Origin of the sequence: Flavobacterium suaedae (assembly GCF_014642915.1) — a bacterium.
Classification (GTDB): Bacteria; Bacteroidota; Bacteroidia; order Flavobacteriales; family Flavobacteriaceae; genus Flavobacterium; species Flavobacterium suaedae.
Genome location: NZ_BMJE01000005.1, coordinates 213255 through 229953, shown reverse-complemented (window position 1 = coordinate 229953; position 16699 = coordinate 213255). Strand labels below are relative to the sequence as shown.

20 protein-coding genes are annotated in these 16699 nt (G+C 34.5%); 10 read left to right on the top strand and 10 right to left on the bottom strand.

The features are described 5' to 3' along the window. Positions 1–18: 18 nt before the first annotated feature. The 6 genes from trxA to IEW45_RS11195 all read right to left on the bottom strand — a co-directional run bounded on the left by trxA (position 19) and on the right by IEW45_RS11195 (position 4484). A complete protein-coding gene (trxA, locus tag IEW45_RS11220) occupies positions 19–321 on the bottom strand; it encodes a thioredoxin (protein ID WP_188621343.1) in 303 nt (100 codons plus the stop codon). An 86-nt stretch (positions 322–407) separates the two neighbouring features. After that, a complete protein-coding gene (locus tag IEW45_RS11215) occupies positions 408–1820 on the bottom strand; it encodes an MBL fold metallo-hydrolase (protein WP_188621342.1) in 1413 nt (470 codons plus the stop codon). Positions 1821–1969: 149 nt separating this feature from the next. Continuing rightward, positions 1970–2770 (bottom strand): sulfite exporter TauE/SafE family protein, encoded by an 801-nt coding sequence (locus IEW45_RS11210; protein WP_188621341.1) that lies wholly within the window; start codon positions 2768–2770, stop codon positions 1970–1972. Between the two features lie 70 nt (positions 2771–2840). After that, entirely contained in the window at positions 2841–3476 is a 636-nt protein-coding gene (locus IEW45_RS11205; protein ID WP_188621340.1) for a Crp/Fnr family transcriptional regulator, read from the bottom strand. Positions 3477–3503: 27 nt separating this feature from the next. Further along, positions 3504–3917 (bottom strand): DUF6691 family protein, encoded by a 414-nt coding sequence (locus IEW45_RS11200; protein WP_188621339.1) that lies wholly within the window; start codon positions 3915–3917, stop codon positions 3504–3506. Between the two features lie 6 nt (positions 3918–3923). After that, positions 3924–4484, bottom strand: a complete 561-nt coding sequence (locus IEW45_RS11195; protein ID WP_188621338.1) for a YeeE/YedE family protein — start codon at positions 4482–4484, stop codon at positions 3924–3926. Between the two features lie 155 nt (positions 4485–4639). On the opposite strand from IEW45_RS11195, the gene IEW45_RS11190 reads away from it, so the two are divergent. Continuing rightward, entirely contained in the window at positions 4640–6226 is a 1587-nt protein-coding gene (locus tag IEW45_RS11190) for a L,D-transpeptidase family protein (RefSeq protein WP_188621337.1), read from the top strand. A gap of 37 nt (positions 6227–6263) precedes the next feature. Here the strand turns inward: IEW45_RS11190 and IEW45_RS11185 are convergent, their stop codons facing one another. Next, a complete protein-coding gene (locus IEW45_RS11185; RefSeq protein WP_188621336.1) occupies positions 6264–6944 on the bottom strand; it encodes a hypothetical protein in 681 nt (226 codons plus the stop codon). A 201-nt stretch (positions 6945–7145) separates the two neighbouring features. Between IEW45_RS11185 and IEW45_RS11180 the strand changes: the two genes are divergently transcribed. Then, a complete protein-coding gene (locus IEW45_RS11180) occupies positions 7146–7718 on the top strand; it encodes a helix-turn-helix domain-containing protein (RefSeq protein WP_188621335.1) in 573 nt (190 codons plus the stop codon). Continuing rightward, positions 7718–8164 (top strand): response regulator, encoded by a 447-nt coding sequence (locus IEW45_RS11175; protein ID WP_188621334.1) that lies wholly within the window; start codon positions 7718–7720, stop codon positions 8162–8164. The genes IEW45_RS11180 and IEW45_RS11175 overlap by 1 nt, the downstream gene beginning before the upstream one ends. Positions 8165–8170: 6 nt before the next feature. Here IEW45_RS11175 and IEW45_RS11170 read toward each other — a convergent pair whose 3' ends face one another. Next, a complete protein-coding gene (locus IEW45_RS11170; protein ID WP_188621333.1) occupies positions 8171–8416 on the bottom strand; it encodes a hypothetical protein in 246 nt (81 codons plus the stop codon). A gap of 152 nt (positions 8417–8568) precedes the next feature. Here IEW45_RS11170 and IEW45_RS11165 point away from each other — a divergent pair, with 152 nt between their 5' ends. Genes IEW45_RS11165 through IEW45_RS11155 form a run of 3 tightly spaced genes read left to right on the top strand, consistent with a single transcriptional unit; the run spans position 8569 to position 11901 of the window. Further along, entirely contained in the window at positions 8569–9003 is a 435-nt protein-coding gene (locus tag IEW45_RS11165) for a response regulator (protein ID WP_188621332.1), read from the top strand. Positions 9004–9011: 8 nt separating this feature from the next. Beyond that, on the top strand, positions 9012–9602 hold the full coding sequence (locus IEW45_RS11160) for a biliverdin-producing heme oxygenase (RefSeq protein ID WP_188621331.1): 591 nt from the start codon (positions 9012–9014) through the stop codon (positions 9600–9602). A 34-nt stretch (positions 9603–9636) separates the two neighbouring features. Beyond that, positions 9637–11901 (top strand): ATP-binding protein, encoded by a 2265-nt coding sequence (locus IEW45_RS11155; protein WP_188621330.1) that lies wholly within the window; start codon positions 9637–9639, stop codon positions 11899–11901. Between the two features lie 78 nt (positions 11902–11979). Here IEW45_RS11155 and IEW45_RS11150 read toward each other — a convergent pair whose 3' ends face one another. Further along, positions 11980–12138, bottom strand: coding sequence for a hypothetical protein (locus tag IEW45_RS11150; RefSeq protein WP_188621329.1), 159 nt, complete (start codon positions 12136–12138; stop codon positions 11980–11982). 200 nt (positions 12139–12338) lie between these two features. On the opposite strand from IEW45_RS11150, the gene fumC reads away from it, so the two are divergent. The 4 genes from fumC to IEW45_RS11130 all read left to right on the top strand — a co-directional run bounded on the left by fumC (position 12339) and on the right by IEW45_RS11130 (position 15519). Beyond that, the gene (fumC, locus tag IEW45_RS11145) at positions 12339–13736 is read left to right on the top strand and encodes a class II fumarate hydratase (protein ID WP_188621328.1); all 1398 of its coding nucleotides are present in this window, start codon (positions 12339–12341) and stop codon (positions 13734–13736) included. Between the two features lie 83 nt (positions 13737–13819). Then, positions 13820–14317 (top strand): GNAT family N-acetyltransferase, encoded by a 498-nt coding sequence (locus IEW45_RS11140; protein ID WP_188621327.1) that lies wholly within the window; start codon positions 13820–13822, stop codon positions 14315–14317. 12 nt (positions 14318–14329) lie between these two features. Further along, on the top strand, positions 14330–15070 hold the full coding sequence (locus IEW45_RS11135) for a DUF6597 domain-containing transcriptional factor (RefSeq protein WP_188621326.1): 741 nt from the start codon (positions 14330–14332) through the stop codon (positions 15068–15070). Positions 15071–15096: 26 nt separating this feature from the next. After that, complete coding sequence (locus IEW45_RS11130; protein WP_188621325.1) at positions 15097–15519, top strand: VOC family protein; 423 nt, start codon at positions 15097–15099, stop codon at positions 15517–15519. A 53-nt stretch (positions 15520–15572) separates the two neighbouring features. Here IEW45_RS11130 and corA read toward each other — a convergent pair whose 3' ends face one another. After that, positions 15573–16661 carry a magnesium/cobalt transporter CorA gene (gene corA, locus IEW45_RS11125; RefSeq protein ID WP_188621324.1) on the bottom strand — a complete coding sequence of 363 codons (1089 nt, stop codon included), beginning with the start codon at positions 16659–16661 and terminating at the stop codon, positions 15573–15575. Positions 16662–16699 lie beyond the last annotated feature (38 nt).

The window sequence follows — 16699 nt, the reverse complement described above, 5'->3', positions numbered from 1 at the left end:
CAGAGTGCTTTTTCTTTTTTAAATATAGCTTGAAACCTGGCTTATAATTTCATCTTTAGAGACAACTCCTGATTGTTTCCAGAGTATTTCTCCTTTTTGAAATAACATTAATGTAGGTACTCCCCTAACCTGATAATCAGGATGTGCCATTAACTCTTGGTTTTTATCTACATCAACTTTAAGTATTGTCACCCTTTCGCCCAAGTTTTGTTTTACTTCCTTTAATATAGGGCTCATCATTTTACATGGTCCGCACCATGTAGCAAAAAAATCAACCAATACAGGTTTTTCGCCATTTATTATTTTATTAAAACTCTCCATATTAAATCAGTTTGGATAAAAATACAAAAGAAAAAGCCCTTTTCATTATCGATAAAAGGACTTTTTTCTAAAAGTTTTGTTAATTATTACAGTAATGTAGTTGGGCAAACATAATCTGTTTTTGGTATATCAGTAGAAGCTATTTCTTTAAAACCTCCTTCTACATCCACAAAATTATCATACCCCAGTTGTTTTAATATAGATGATGCTATCATACTTCTGTACCCGCCAGCACAATGCAATACAAAAGATTTATCTTTTGGTATTTCAGACAGGTTACTGTATATACTGTTCAAAGGAATATTAACCGCATCAACCACATGTTCTGAGTCAAACTCACTTTTCTTTCTTACATCAACTACCAAAGTATCTTTATTGTATTTATTTGCAAATTCCTGTGCACTTATTCTTGCTGTAGTATCAATTTCTTTTCCTGCTGCTTTCCATGCCTCAAAACCGCCTTTCAGGTAACCTATAGTATTGTCATACCCTACACGTGACAAGCGAATCATAGCTTCTTCTTCTTTACCTGCATAGGTAACTAAAAGTATCTCCTGATTAATATCTTTTATCATTTCACCTATCCACATAGCAAAACTGCCATCTAATCCAATATTTATACTGTTTGGAATAAAGCCTTTTGCAAAATCTTCAGGGTTACGCGTATCCAAGACTAATGCTCGTGTAGCATTGGCAGTCATTTCAAATTCTTCAGGGCTTAAAGGCGTTTTAGCTTTTTCCATTACATTGTCTAAACTCTCATACCCCTGAATGTTCATCAATACATTTTTAGGGAAATACCCCGGAGGCGTTGTAAGTCCTGTTAATAATTCTTTTACAAACTCTTCCTCTGTCATATCAGCACGAAGGGCATAGTTTGTTTTCTTTTGGTTACCCAGTGTATCAGTAGTTTCCTTACTCATCATTTTACCGCAAGCACTACCTGCACCATGGTTAGGATATACTATTAAATCATCCGATAAAGGCATTATTTTATTACGTAATGAGTGGAATAAGTGTCTTGCCAATTTTTCTTCCGTAAGGTCGGCAATTACATGTTGGGCAAGATCAGGCCTTCCTACATCGCCTATAAATAAAGTATCTCCTGTTATAATACCGTGTTCTTTATCGTTTTCATCTATTAATAAGTAAGTAGTACTTTCCATAGTATGCCCCGGAGTATGCAATACTTTTACTTTGTAGTTCCCTACTTCGAATACCTGACCGTCCTCAGCTACTATAGCATCATATCCCGGTTTTGCAGTAGGACCAAAAACAATTTGAGCACCTGTTTTGGCTTTCAGATCAAGGTGACCGCTCACAAAATCGGCATGAAAGTGTGTTTCAAAAACGTACTTAATTTTAGCATTGTCTTTATTTGCTCTGTCAATATAAGGTTGTACTTCACGAAGCGGATCAAAAATTGCAGCTTCTCCGTTGTTTTCAATATAATATGCCGCATGGGCAAGACATCCTGTATAAATTTGTTCTACTTTCATTTTTTAAGTTTTTTAAATTTGTAATGTAAAAATATACTGTTCTGAAAGCCTGTGCAGTAACAAAAGTTACAGAACTTTACATACTACAAATAAAGAAAACAGCGCTAATTTTAGAAATGACTTTTGTCATGTAGCAGGCAGTACTGCCCTTAAAAGAAAAGTTCTTTTGAAAGAATATATACTCCCATAATAAGCACGAACCAGCCAAAAAGTGATTTTAGCTTTTCGGCCGGTATTTTTTTAGCAAGGTACATACCTATAAATATACCGATTACAGAAGCCAGTGAAAATAATAAAAGGAAAGACCAGTCTATAGGGTTACTACCTATATCTCCCATAAAACCTGCCATGGATTGTATAGCTATGATTATTAAAGAAGTACCAACTGCCTTTTTCATAGGTAAGCCTGCAAGAAATATCAATGCGGGAATAATTATAAAACCACCACCTGCTCCTACCGCTCCGGCAAGTAATCCTGTAAATACTCCCGATAGTAATAGCTGCGATAAAGATGGTTTTATTTCTTTTTGAACTGTTTTATTACGTTTTGATGATTTTATCATTCGTAAAGAAGCGATAAGCATTACCACAGCAAACAATACCATCATTACTAATGGTTTTGTTACGGCAAAGCCCTCTGTTTCATATAAAGTATGAGGAATTGCGGGTATTATATAAGCTCTGGTTAGGTATGCCGCTACAAGCGATGGCAAACCAAACGTGGCTGCGGTTTTAAAATCCACATTATGCTTTAATGCATTACGCACACCGCCTACCATAGCTGATGAACCAACTACAAAAAGCGAGTAACCTGTAGCAATAACGGGATCTATTGCCATTATATAAACCAATATAGGTACTGTAAGTATTGAACCTCCACTACCAATAAGCCCTAAAGAAAGCCCTACAAGTACTGCTAAAATATATCCGATAAGCTGATGTATCTCCATTTCTGATTTTAGGGCTAATTTATTGCTTGCTTAGTATTTGGGCAGTAACAAAAGTTACATTAAGGGCTAATTAATCTATAGCTATTATTTCTATGTTATTTCTGTTGAGTTTTATCTTACCGTCATTTTCAAATGCCTTTAAAAGCCTGGACACTACCACTCGCGATGTATTAAGCGCATAGGCTATTTCCTGATGGGTGCTGCTTATTACTGTGGTATTGTTAACCTTTGCTTTTTCTTTAAGATAGTTTAAAAGCCTGTCATCCATGTGCATAAAAGCAAGGTTGTCTATTGCGCTAAGCATTTCGCCTAGTCGCTTGTTATAGCTTTCAAAAACGTAGTTACGCCAACTTTTATATTTACCCAGCCATTCTTCCATTTTAGTAACGGGTATCATCACTACACTTCCTTTATTTTCCGCTATGGCTCTTATAGCACTTCGGGTTTGCCCCATGCAGCAAGCCAAGGTCATGGCACAGGTATCTCCTTTTTCTAAAAAGTATAAAAGCAATTCTCCTTCATCAGGGTCTTCTCTCATTATTTTTATGGCACCATTTAAAAGTAAAGGCATGGAACGGATATAGTCGTTAATTTCTATAAGTCTATCACCTTCTTCAAAGTCTATTAAAGCTGCTGTTTCAGCTATTTCTTTAACCAGTTCTTTTTCAAAAATACCGGAATAGGCTTCCTGTATAAATTCTTCCATAAAAACAATGTTTTGGCTAATATAATATTAATGTGGCAATTTATCTTTTAAAAGTCCATAAAACCAAGTGCCCAGTACAGCCCCCAATATTACTACAAGCATTGGCATATACCCTGCTCCTGCCAATACAAACATAGGTCCCGGGCATGCTCCTGCTAATGCCCAGCCTAAGCCAAAAAACGTTCCGCCAATAAAATAACGGGCAAAGCTTTTATTTTTTGGCGCAAATAATATAGGGTTCCCTGAAACATCTTTTAGCCTAAACTTTTTAATTATTGCTGTTAAAATAACTCCGCTAACTACGGCTGTACCAATAATACCGTACATGTGAAATGATTTAAACTGAAACATTTCGTAAATTCTGAACCACGATGCCGCTTCTGATTTGTATAATACTACACCCAGTAGTAAACCTGTAATTATATATGCTAAATTTTTCATCTGTTTTTAAAATAATAAAGGGAATAATAAATGAACCATAATAAGCCCGCCTACAAAAAAGCCTATAATTGCTATTAAAGAAGGTAATTGCAAATTGGTAAGACCTGATATTGCGTGACCTGATGTACACCCGCCTGCATAACGAGAACCAAAGCCTACTAAAATTCCTCCTGCTAATAATAGTAGTAGTAGTCCTTTAGGGGAGGAAAAAACAGCATTACCAAAAAGTTCTATAGGTAAATAAGTTTCTCCTGCGCTTGCAAAGCCTAAACTGTTTAACTGCGTAACAACATCGCTATTAATATCAGGAGAATTATCTGCCGAAAGGTAATGTGCTGCTAAAAATCCACCTATTACTGATCCCAGCACTACCAGTAAATTCCAGCGTTGTGCTTTCCAGTCAAAAGAAAAGAAGTCGCAGCTTTTACCTGCTCCAAATACAGAGCACATAGTGCGAAGGTTTGCAGACATACCAAAATTACGCCCTAAAAAAAGTAATATAGCCATAACGGCTGTTATTAAAAGCCCTGAAACATACCAAGGCCACGGTTGAAGTATTGCTTCCATGTTTTCAATTTTAATTGCAAAACAAAGAAAATTAATTGCCTTTATCAGTATCATTTGTTACATAAGCTTTAATCCCAATTTTTGGTTAAAAACGGCCTGTCTCGACAACTTATAACATAAATTTTTTCTTACTTTGAAAAAAAGAAAATGTTGCTATGAAAAAATTGAAGTTATCTATAATATTACTATGCGGTTTACTGGCTATTGCTACCTCATCCTGTAAGAAAGATAAAAGTGACCCTGAAAATTTAACCTCAGAAGATGTACATAATCACGATGGAGAAACTATCCCCCTTGACAGCACCGCTATAGATCCATTTTTTGAAAAATATGCGAAGTTTAAAGAGTTTGAACCTCAGGTAAAAGAGTTATACAAAAAACATGATTACCACTATATATGGCATGACAAAAAAGGAATTATAGAGTTTGCAGGGGTACTGTTCAACCGTTCAACTCAACTGGATGAAGAAGGTTTACCTTCGGAGCTACCTTATCAGCAGGAGTTTAATAATTTATTTTACAGTATGGACAGTAATAAGCCTGATATTACATCAGAGTTATTAATTAGCTCCATGTACTTTTATTTTACTAAAAATGTATATGAAGGTGTAGACCCTGAAAAAAGTAAAGAAACAGGCTGGTATCTCCCACGGGAAAAAGTATCTTATGTTGCTTATCTTGACACTTTAATGCGTGACCCAAAACTAATTACTAAAGACCAAAAAGAATTTTATTCGCAGTACTATAACCTTAAAAAAGGATTACAAAAATACCGTAAAATAAAACGTACGGGGGGTTGGGGCACTATTACCCTTAATGAAGACGCAAAATCATTAAAGCCGGGAGATACTGCCACCGCTATAGCACAAGTAAGAACCCGACTTTATAAAGAGGGATACCTTAAAAAAGACAGTGGTAAAAAAATATATGATGATGATTTAATAGAGGCTGTAAATACTTATGACAAAAGGCATAACTATAATATAGACAGTCTTATAACTCCTAAATTAGTAAAGGAACTAAACATTCCTGTTGAGGAGCGTATTAAAACTATATCAGTAAATATGGAACGCTGCCGATGGATTACCCCAAAAGTTGATACTTATAGTGAGTATATAGCGGTAAACATACCATCATTCAGGTTACATTATTTTCAGGATGGAAAGCGTGAACTTACTTCAAGGGTGGTAGTAGGAAAAAAACTCAATAAAACAGTGGTATTTAGTGGCGAAATGAGTTATATAGCTTTTAGCCCGTATTGGAATGTACCACAAAGTATTCTTAAAAATGAAATTTTACCGGGACTTGAAAAAAATCCTAATTATTTAGTTGACAGAAATATGGAATGGGTTGGCGACAGGGTAAGACAAAAACCGGGAGGCAGAAATTCTTTAGGTTTAGTTAAGTTTATGTTCCCTAACTCTAACAATATTTATTTACATGATACTCCTTCTAAAAGTTTATTTAATCGTGAAGAAAGAGCATTTAGCCATGGGTGTGTACGTGTAGAAAAAGCTCGCGAGTTAGCTATTGCAATTACTAAAAAGCACGGAGACTGGAGTGAGGAAAAGGTAGACAAAGCAATGCACAGTAAAAGTGAAAATATATTTACTATTGAAGATAAAATACCTGTGTATATTGCTTATTTTACAGCTTGGGCTGACGAAGAGGGTAATGTAGCCTTTTATGATGACGTATATAATAAAGATGGCAGACTTGCTAAGCTACTTTATAAGAGTTAAGCAATAGTATAAATAAAAAGTAAATAAAAAAGCGACGTTATAACGTCGCTTTTTGTGTGTTGTTAATAAGATAAATATACTGAAACATACAAAATGCAGCTACTGCGCCAAATGTATGCCACAAAAAGTGAGTACCTATACTCAACCACTCCAGATTATCTACAACCCTAAAAGTTAGTGCCAGTACAAAGGCTATAAGAGCAAAACCTACCCACTTACCATTTATAAATTTAGTTGAAATAAGGTATGCCAGTACAGGAAACAGTACTATAGCTGCCAGTATAGCATAGTTTATATTGATAAAGAGGTGTATATCCTTATCACCCGAAATAATTTGTTGTCGTGCATAAAACTGAAAGGCTGTATACAATAAAATCAGTAAAACAGCATAATACCATTTGGTAACCTTTGCTAAAAAATATACTCCTGCGGCAACGCATAGTAACATAATAGGCATCCAGTCCATCATAATAAAAAAACTCCATTGCCTTAATCCATGATAAATAGTCCCGCCTATCCCCCCTATATACAGTAATAGTAAGGCTACAGAAAGAAAAATATGTTGTTTCATTTTTCCTTTCAACTTAAATGTCCAGTAAACGGCAATAGCAATAAAAAAGCAGGAAGTTATAGTATTTACAGGCTCCGGAAACAAACTTTCCATATCTGTTTCGGCATATAATATACCGCCATCAGGTGGGTTTTGGTATAAAAACATAGCGTATAATAGTGTTTATACAGTAAATATAGCGGTAATAATTATTCTAAATAGTTTAAAACATAAATATATACTAAACATAAGGTTTTGGGTGCCAGTATTTAATATTTATTACAGTAATTTGATTTACAGTAATTTTTTTAAGTTTAAACAGGTGTTAAATAAATTTACTACTTTTACTACAGAAAAGTAAAATGAAGGATGGAACTTTACATTAAATACAACATTGATATAATGTGTAAGGTTCTCTTGCAGCAGCAGCTTGATAAGTTTAATATTAACTGTGTGGTTACAGAACCCGGATATGTTAAGTTCAGGGAGAATATTCCTATGGAAACTTATCAAAAGTTCATAGCCTCTTTGGGGCAATTTGGTATTGAAATAGTAGATAATCATAAAAGTATATTAGTTCAAAAGATTAAAAATGCTATTATAGAAATGGTATATTCTGATAAAGGCATGCAATCTTTAAAAATATCTACTTACCTGTCTGAAAAACTGAATGAGAGTTACAGAACACTTTCTCAGGTATTCTCGGAGGTAACATTTATATCAATAGAGAACTTTATTATTTTACACAAAATAGAACGTGTAAAACAGTTGTTGTTAACAGAGAATTTATCACTAACTGAAATTTCTTTTATGCTGAATTACAGTAGTGTTGCATATTTATCACAACAATTTAAAAACATAACAGGTGTTACCCCTACCGCTTTTCAGAAAATTATGAAGCAAAAGAGGTACTCTGACTCTATAAATAATACAACTACCTAATGCAACCAAGCTTAATGCATATAATGCTTGCCGATGACGATGAAGACGACAGGCAATTTTTTAAAGAAGCTTTTGAAGATATAGAAGTAAAGCACAAAATATCGGTGTTTAACAACGGTGTTTTGCTAATGGAGTACCTTAACAATTTAGAAAATCCTCTGCCTGATATAGTGTTTCTTGACCTTAATATGCCAATGAAATCAGGTAAAGAGTGCTTACAGGAAATAAGAGGTATACCCCGATTAAAAAATCTTACTATAGCTATCTACTCTACCTCTTCTGCTGAGAGAGATATAGAGGATACTTTTGTGTCGGGAGCAAATGTTTATATATGCAAGCCAACTGATTTTAATGCCTTGAAAAAGGCACTAACAAATGTTATAAATGTTAACTGGCAATATGTAACTGATGGGTTAAATAAAGACAGCTTTATATTGAACGTTTAAGCTTTATTATACTTTACCACTCAATGAATCTTCATCTGTAGTCTTTATCTTTCGGAGCATCTCCTTAAGGTCGGGCAACGTCATAAACAACCCTACCAAGCTGTTACATAAAAGGATTACAAGCAGCAATATGTAGATTATATTGTTAATACTTTGGTAGTTAAAAACAAACAGGTCTTGAGATAAAAAGTAAACTGAAGCACAGAACCCTGCTAGGGAGATTAAAAACAAACCTGCTCTCATTATTGTCATAGTAAGCCTCGTTAATTTGTAAATACTGTTTGTAAAATTACAGCATAAATTATACACAATGTTTATAACATTTTACGTATTCTGTTATAACTCACCGGCATTGTAGTCTTTTTTAGTTACATTTGTTTATGTACAACTAAAAACCTGGTACCATGAAAGAAGGAGTAACTATATTTTATACAGATGATGACCAGGAAGACATTGCGTTTTTCAAAGAAATAGTAAGCCTTATTAACAGTGATTTATCGGTAGTAACACAGTGTAACGGGAAAGAGTTATTACACGCACTTGATAACCCACCACCATCCCCCTACGTTGTTTACCTTGATTTAAATATGCCCGGTCTAAACGGGTTTGATGTATTAAAAAAAATGAAGGAATCAGATAATTATAAAAATATTCCTGTAGTTATATTTTCTACATCAAGCGATGAAAGGACAATACAGAAAAGTTGGGATATGGGAGCAAGCTACTATTTACCTAAAACGGGCTTATTCGACCAACTAAAAAAATCTATTGAACATACATTAAAAATAAACTGGAACAGCTTTATTGCTGACAGAGCTAACTTTGTATATAATTATTAGATTAAAGAATGAATAATAGCACATCGGAAAGTCAGGCTTTTTTACAAAAGCTAAGAAATGCAACAGCGCAATCACACACCGCGCTTGAAGAACTTCCTGTTTCTAAAAGCATAATAAAGCCTGACGTTTCTAACCAAGAGTACATAACTTATCTTACACTTATGTACAACGTAATAAAAGATACCGAAGAAAATATATACCCACTTATAGAACATATTTTTGAAGATCTTGGAGAAAGAAGGAAAAGTCATTACCTGGAAAATGATATACAAAAACTAGGTGCTAAACTCCCTGAAAGTAAAGCACCTTTAACAAGTACCGGTTTCAATGCAACCCCTGGGTTTGCGGCTGGTGTTATGTATGTAATAGAGGGATCTACACTTGGCGGGAGAGTTATTTATAAAAACATAAATAATACTTTAGGTCATACTGAAGAAAACGGAGCATCGTACTTTGCAGGGTATGGTAATACGACCGGAAGTCACTGGAAAAAATTTCTTGAAAAATTTACCACCTATACAATAGACAATAATTGTGAAACTGAAGTTATGGCAGGAGCAGATTATGCTTTTAACGCTATAAGGCAGCACTTAAGTTAAACCCTATCATTTTATTATTTAATTTTTTTTGTAAATGGAGTTTAAGGATATTGTAAATCGTGATATTGTAAATTTAGAAAACTGCGAACAAGAACCTATACACATACCCGGAAGCATTCAGCCTCATGGTTTTTTATTAGGTTTAAATGAAACTACCCTTACCGTAGATTTTTGTAGCGAAAACAGTAAAGACTATATAAACCTCGCTCATTCTGAAATTTTAGGCGAAAATTTTCAGGAACTCTTCGGAGAGTCTGTTAAAAATCAACTCATTGATTATATCAATGATGGGTTCATGCTATCTTCCAAACTGATGGAACTAAACCTAGCAGGAAAGAACTTTTTGTGTACGGTACATAAAAGTGAAGGTGTTATAATACTGGAAGCAGAATTAAAAGATCCTTTCCCTCAAGAAACCAGCCAGTTATACGACCAGACTTCTCAGTTTTTAAACTATATGCACGATACGCATACGTTAAAAGAGCTGTGCCAGTTAGTAGCAAAAGGTACACGTCAAATAACAGGGTATGACAGGGTTATGATATATCGTTTTGATAAAGATTACAATGGTGAGGTTTATGCAGAAGATTGCAGAGAAGATTTAGAGCCTTTTTTAGGCTTGCACTACCCACATACTGATATACCTGCACAGGCAAGACAATTATATAAAAAGAATTTACTTAGACTTATTACTGATGTAGATTATACCCCGGTACCTATTTATGCAAAAGACAGTAGTAACGATAATAAAAACCTTGATTTAAGCCTTTCAATATTAAGAAGTACCTCGCCTATTCATGTGCAGTATTTACACAATATGGGCGTGGGAGCTACACTTACCATATCGCTTATTCATAAAAAGGAATTATGGGGGCTAATAGCCTGTCATCACTACTCACCTAAAAACTTAAGTCCGGAAACACGATTGGCAGCACAATTGCAAGGACATTTTATTACTTCGCAAATAGATTTGAGACAGTCAAACGAAGAATATGAAATAGACCGCAAAACAAAACAGGCACTTAATGCTGTTAACAGATTTAGCCTTGAAAGCCCTGATTCTTTTAAAGATTTAGTTAAATGCGATGATATTTTAAAATTGTGTAATGCCTCAGGCGTATCTATAGTATTTAATGGAGCTGTACATAAGTGTGGGCTTACACCTAGTGACGACCAAGTGCAAAACATAGCGAATTACTTCGCTACCTATACTAATAACAGTAGTTTTAGCACTAATAAATTAATAGATGTTTTCCCTGAATATGGTGATAACTGTAAAGAGACTTCAGGGGTAATATACCATTCGTTAAATGTTGATAATAACGACTGTATTATATGGTACAGGCCCGAAACCCGAATGGAGGTAAACTGGGCAGGAGACCCTGCTAAATCAATAATAAAAGATAAAAAAGGGCTTTCTCCAAGAAACTCTTTTGAACTTTGGAAGGAAGTAGTAAAATGCACTGCTAAACCATGGTTAGAGCCTGAACTAATGAGTGCTGCAGCATACTCATACAGCTTGCAGAAACATATAAACTTGTTATTAATCTCTCAGGAAGAAGAAAAATACAGAAAGTTAAGTGAACTTCTTAAAGAAACGAACTCCGAACTTGAAAATATAAACTGGATTAGTACACACGACCTACAGGAACCACTGCGCAAAATACAATTAATATCTTCTCGCTTACTTATAAAGGAGGAGGAAAATATACCTGAAAGTGTACAAACCGCTATAGTAAAAATGAGTGCCTCTGCTAACAGGATGCAAACACTACTCACCGATATACTTAAATATACAAGGGTTAAAAATGCAGACGGTTCTTTTGAAGATGTAGACCTTAACACTGTGATGGAGAGTGTTAAAGAAGAGCTGGAAGAAACAATATCAGAATCGAATGCAGAAGTAATAGTGAATAAACTACCTGAAATACAAGGAATACCGTTTTTACTTAAGCAACTTTTCTCTAACCTTATAGCAAACTCTATTAAGTATTCTTCCGTAGAAAGAGCACCCGAAATAAAAATTACTGCTTCATCAAAACCTCAGCACCACAAACCAAGTGACCCTACTTTATATCATGTTATACAGATAGAGGATAACGGTATTGGTTTTGAAGAGCAGTTTGCAGAATCTATTTTTAATATATTTACCAGATTACATTCTAATTCTGAATATAAAGGCTCAGGAGTTGGGTTGGCACTTTGTAAAAAGATAATGCAAAACCACAAAGGCTATATAGAAGCTGTAGGAAAGCCAAACGAAGGGGCATCCGTTTTAATATACTTCCCGATAAATTAAAAGCAATTTATTTAAAGTAAAATAACCGAAGGGAGAAAAAATAAAGAAATAAAAAAAGCTGCTTAAAAGCAGCTTTTTTTATTCTTGTAGTCTGTTATTTCTTCTTTCTTTAATAAGCTCTACAGTAGCACCACCTACCCAGTAGAATACAAAGCTTACAAGGAACATCATTAACCAGAAGCCTATTGTTATTATAGTTAAGAAAGCTAAAAAACCTAAATATTGTTGAAATTCCATTTTCTCGTGTTTATAATACTACTCGCAAAGATAAGTTTATTATTTTTTCTGGCAAATACCAAGACTGTAAAAACAGTAAAATAATTTAAGAAAAACGTTTTTTTACCTGCCTATTATCCTTAATTTTGACTGACTTCAGATAATGCCTGTTTACAGGCACTAACTATAAATAAACAATTAAGAAAACAACAACCAATACAATGGACTACAGAATTGAAAAAGACACCATGGGTGAAGTAAAAGTCCCTGCCGATAAATATTGGGGGGCACAAACAGAACGTTCCAGAAACAACTTTAAAATAGGTAACCCTGCCTCTATGCCAAAAGAGATTGTAGAAGGGTTTGCTTATCTTAAAAAAGCAGCAGCTTATGCTAACCATGATTTAGGCGTGCTTCCTGTTGAAAAACGTGATGCTATCGCTCAGGTGTGTGATGAAATACTGACTGGTAAGTTAGACGACCAGTTCCCGCTTGTAATATGGCAAACAGGTTCGGGTACACAAAGTAACATGAATGTTAATGAAGTAGTTGCCAACAGAGCGCAGGTTTTAGCCGGTAACAAAATTGGCGAAGGCGAACCGGTACTAAAAGCAAATGATGATGTAAACAAATCGCAATCATCAAACGATACATTCCCTACAGGTATGCATATTGCAGCCTATAAAAAAGTAGTAGAAACAACTATTCCCGGTGTAGAGCAACTAAGAGATACACTTAAAGCTAAAGCTGAGGCTTTTAAAAACGTAGTGAAAATAGGTAGAACTCACCTTATGGATGCTACTCCCCTAACCTTAGGTCAGGAATTTTCAGGATATGTAGCACAACTTAACTTTGGTTTAAAAGCACTTAAAAACACTTTACCTCACCTTTCTGAGCTTGCTCTTGGTGGTACTGCTGTAGGCACAGGGCTTAATACTCCCGATGGTTATGATGTAAAAGTTGCTGAATATATAGCTGAATTTACAGGGCTGCCTTTTGTAACAGCTGAAAATAAATTTGAAGCACTGGCTGCTCACGACGCTATTGTAGAAAGTCATGGAGCATTAAAACAACTGGCTGTTTCTCTTAACAAAATAGCTAACGATATTCGTTTACTGGCATCAGGACCACGTTCTGGTATTGGTGAGATATTAATTCCTGCTAACGAACCGGGGTCATCTATCATGCCGGGTAAAGTAAACCCAACCCAATGTGAAGCTTTAACTATGGTTTGCGCACAGGTTATGGGTAATGATGTGGCTATTACAGTAGGTGGTACACAAGGCCATTATGAACTTAATGTATTTAAACCTGTTATGGCGGCAAACTTCTTGGAGTCTGCTAGGTTAATTGGCGATGCATGTGTATCATTCGATGAGCATTGTGCAAGCGGTATCGAGCCAAACCATACAAGAATTAAAGAATTAGTAGATAACTCTTTAATGCTGGTTACAGCGCTTAACACCAAGATAGGTTATTATAAGGCGGCTGAAATTGCACAAACAGCACACCAAAACGGAACTACTTTAAAAGAAGAAGCGGTACGTTTAGGTTATGTTTCTGCTGAGGATTTTGATGAGTGGGTAAAACCGGAAGATATGGTAGGTTCTTTAAAATAAGAATTTTTCAAGTTATATAAAATTAGTAAGGCTGCTCATTAGGGCAGCCTTATTTATTATTTTTGCTTTGTAAAATACAAGTAATGGAAATAACCATACAAACTGCAACTGTAGCGCACTTAAATAGTATTCTTGGTATAATGAACCAAGCTATACTATACACAACTGCTATATATGACTATGAACCAAAGAATATAAAAGAAGTTGAGCTTTGGTTTAAAACAAAACAAGATGGTAACTTTCCTGTTATTGTTGCTCTGCAAAATGATGAAGTAGTTGGTTATGCTACTTATCATCAACTAAAAGATAAAGCAGGTTACAAGTTTTGTGTAGAACACTCCGTTTATGTAGCCGAAGAACAAAAAGGGAAAGGCATTGGCAAACTATTACTCAGTGAACTTATCGATATAGCTAAAGAACAATCTATGCACAGCATGATAGGACTTATAGATGCCGAGAACAAAAACAGCATAGCTTTTCATGAAAAGTTTGGGTTTACCAAAGCAGGACTGCTAAAACAGGCAGGCTATAAATTTAACCGTTGGCTTGATGTACAAATTATGCAATTGATACTAGACTAGTAATTAAAAGTTATGAATTACTACGAAATAAAACCTAGCGAATTTTTAAAAAGCTTTATTAAATGCTTTTGGTTTTATGAAAACGATGTTGAAACCACACATACTATTTTACCTGATGGTTATTTTGATATTATTGCAACGGTAGAGGATGAACAAATAGTTAGCCTTACACTTACCGGTATATGGAACACCCCAAAAGAAGTAAAACTGCATAAAAATACTACGATTTACGGTATCCGTTTTAAACTTCCGGCAGTAGAATATCTTTTCCGAAAAGAAATACAATCCATACTTAATACATTTAATGAATTGCCCTTACATTTTTGGGGTATTAATACTACAAGCTATACATCATTGGAACAGTATGTTGAATATATTTCAAACTACATAGAAACTGTTGCGGAAAAAACTGCAAAACCTGACGACAAAAAGATTTTATTATTCCGGCTTGTATATCAAAAACAGACTTTTAGTGTAAAAGAAATAGCGGAAAAACTCAATTGGAGTAGCCGCCAAATTAATCGGTATTTTAAAAGTCAATTCGGTATTACCTTAAAGGATTTCATCAATATTGTACGGTGTAATTCTGCTTATAAAGATATAGCCAAAGGCAATTTATACCCTCAAAATAATTTTTACGACCAGGCACACTGCATTAAAGAAGTAAAAAAGTATACCGGCACAACTCCAAAAAAATTGTATAAAAACGATGATGACCGATTTTTACAATTATCGCATTCTAAGTTTAAATAATTTTGTTTTAATATAATTTAAAACACATGAAAATAAGTAAACTTACACCCAATTTAGAAGTATCGGACATTAAAGATACTGTTGCTTTTTATCTAGATATACTGGGCTTTAATTTAGTAATGGCAGTGCCGCACAGCCAAGATAGTATGGACCAGAAATTTTCACCTGAAAAAGAATATGTTTATGCTATGGTTCAGAAAGATAATGTAGAAATCATGTTCCAACGTTCTGATTCATTTAAGAATGATGTAGTTTTTGCCGAAAATTTACCAATTGGCGCTAGTGTATCCTTTTATATGGATGTAGAGGGAATAGCAGAACTTTATGAAGATTTAAAAAATAAAGGACAAGCTATGACGGTACTTAAAACTTCTTGGTACGGAATGAAAGAGTTCTACATGAAAGACCCAAACGGATATATACTTGGCTTTGCTGAAAAATCAGAATAGCTTTTACTTTTCAGGAGTGTTTTTTTAAAACCTCCTGAAAGTTTTTTTAACTGCTAAAACCAATCTTTTACTTTAAAGTAAATAACCATAATTATAGTAATTACCGCCATAGCCCCCAGTGCTACATAATAGCCGTATTGGGTATGCAGTTCGGGCATGTTTTCAAAATTCATTCCATATACTCCCACTATAAAGGTTATTGGCATAAATATAACCGAATAAATAGTAAGCGTTTTCATAATCTCGTTCATGCGTTGCCCTTGCGCAGAATAATGAAAATTAGAGATACTTTCCAGCGAGTTAAGGTCATACTCCACTTGGTCTAACAACTCCATGCTTTTATGGTGTAAACGAGCAAAAAAGGCATAACTACTTTTATTTATCACCTGAAATTCGGCATCTTCCTCTACGTTTCTTAAATTATATAATGCTTCTTTTAAAGGGCTTATAGCACGCTTAAGGTAATTGAGGTCTTCCCTTATTTTTTCAACCTTAGTAATTATATCTGCCTTATAATTTGTTTTAGCTTCTATAGTTAGTTTTTCAATACGTTCTTCATACTTTTCAATCGTAATAAAAAAGTTTTCAATAATAGCATCAAGCATCATGTAAAGCAAATAGTCTGTTTTACGCTTACGAATAATGCCGATGTTTGAACGTATCCTCTCCCTTATATGAGAAAAATAATCACTTTTCTTTTCCTGAAAAGAGATAATAGTATTATCTCTTAGCATTACAAAGCTAATCTGTTCCGTTTGTATAAAATCTTCGCCCTCTTCTTGTGGCAGTATTGATTTCACACTGAAAAATAACATCTCCCCTAAATCTTCAATACGGGTACGCTGAGAAGTATTTAAAATATCACCCATTACAAAGCCATCCAATTCTAAGCGGCTTCCAACCTCTTTTATAAGTTCTGTATCATGTAAACCATGAATATTAAACCATTTAACGCTATCACTTTTACTTGTGTTGTTTTTGGCTTTTACCAATTTATCAACCGATACTTTATTGTCTTCTTCGCAATGCTCTTCATCATAAGTAAATAGCTGCATTTCTACAGGTACTGTAGTATATGCCCCTGTGTATTCATAGCCGTACGGTTGTACTTTTCGTACTTTCCTGTATTTTATTCTTCTCAAAACCTTTATTTGTTTATATAAAGATAGGAGTTTTTTAA

Excerpts from the sequence above, each read along its gene's own strand:
- trxA (WP_188621343.1), bottom strand. The coding sequence starts at position 321 with ATGGAGAGTTTTAATAAAATAATAAATGGCGAAAAACCTGTATTGGTT.
- IEW45_RS11215 (WP_188621342.1), bottom strand. The coding sequence starts at position 1,820 with ATGAAAGTAGAACAAATTTATACAGGATGTCTTGCCCATGCGGCATAT.
- IEW45_RS11210 (WP_188621341.1), bottom strand. The coding sequence starts at position 2,770 with ATGGAGATACATCAGCTTATCGGATATATTTTAGCAGTACTTGTAGGG.
- IEW45_RS11205 (WP_188621340.1), bottom strand. The coding sequence starts at position 3,476 with ATGGAAGAATTTATACAGGAAGCCTATTCCGGTATTTTTGAAAAAGAA.
- IEW45_RS11200 (WP_188621339.1), bottom strand. The coding sequence starts at position 3,917 with ATGAAAAATTTAGCATATATAATTACAGGTTTACTACTGGGTGTAGTA.
- IEW45_RS11195 (WP_188621338.1), bottom strand. The coding sequence starts at position 4,484 with ATGGAAGCAATACTTCAACCGTGGCCTTGGTATGTTTCAGGGCTTTTA.
- IEW45_RS11190 (WP_188621337.1), top strand. The coding sequence starts at position 4,640 with ATGAAAAAATTGAAGTTATCTATAATATTACTATGCGGTTTACTGGCT.
- IEW45_RS11185 (WP_188621336.1), bottom strand. The coding sequence starts at position 6,944 with ATGTTTTTATACCAAAACCCACCTGATGGCGGTATATTATATGCCGAA.
- IEW45_RS11180 (WP_188621335.1), top strand. The coding sequence starts at position 7,146 with ATGGAACTTTACATTAAATACAACATTGATATAATGTGTAAGGTTCTC.
- IEW45_RS11175 (WP_188621334.1), top strand. The coding sequence starts at position 7,718 with ATGCAACCAAGCTTAATGCATATAATGCTTGCCGATGACGATGAAGAC.
- IEW45_RS11170 (WP_188621333.1), bottom strand. The coding sequence starts at position 8,416 with ATGACAATAATGAGAGCAGGTTTGTTTTTAATCTCCCTAGCAGGGTTC.
- IEW45_RS11165 (WP_188621332.1), top strand. The coding sequence starts at position 8,569 with ATGAAAGAAGGAGTAACTATATTTTATACAGATGATGACCAGGAAGAC.
- IEW45_RS11160 (WP_188621331.1), top strand. The coding sequence starts at position 9,012 with ATGAATAATAGCACATCGGAAAGTCAGGCTTTTTTACAAAAGCTAAGA.
- IEW45_RS11155 (WP_188621330.1), top strand. The coding sequence starts at position 9,637 with ATGGAGTTTAAGGATATTGTAAATCGTGATATTGTAAATTTAGAAAAC.
- IEW45_RS11150 (WP_188621329.1), bottom strand. The coding sequence starts at position 12,138 with ATGGAATTTCAACAATATTTAGGTTTTTTAGCTTTCTTAACTATAATA.
- fumC (WP_188621328.1), top strand. The coding sequence starts at position 12,339 with ATGGACTACAGAATTGAAAAAGACACCATGGGTGAAGTAAAAGTCCCT.
- IEW45_RS11140 (WP_188621327.1), top strand. The coding sequence starts at position 13,820 with ATGGAAATAACCATACAAACTGCAACTGTAGCGCACTTAAATAGTATT.
- IEW45_RS11135 (WP_188621326.1), top strand. The coding sequence starts at position 14,330 with ATGAATTACTACGAAATAAAACCTAGCGAATTTTTAAAAAGCTTTATT.
- IEW45_RS11130 (WP_188621325.1), top strand. The coding sequence starts at position 15,097 with ATGAAAATAAGTAAACTTACACCCAATTTAGAAGTATCGGACATTAAA.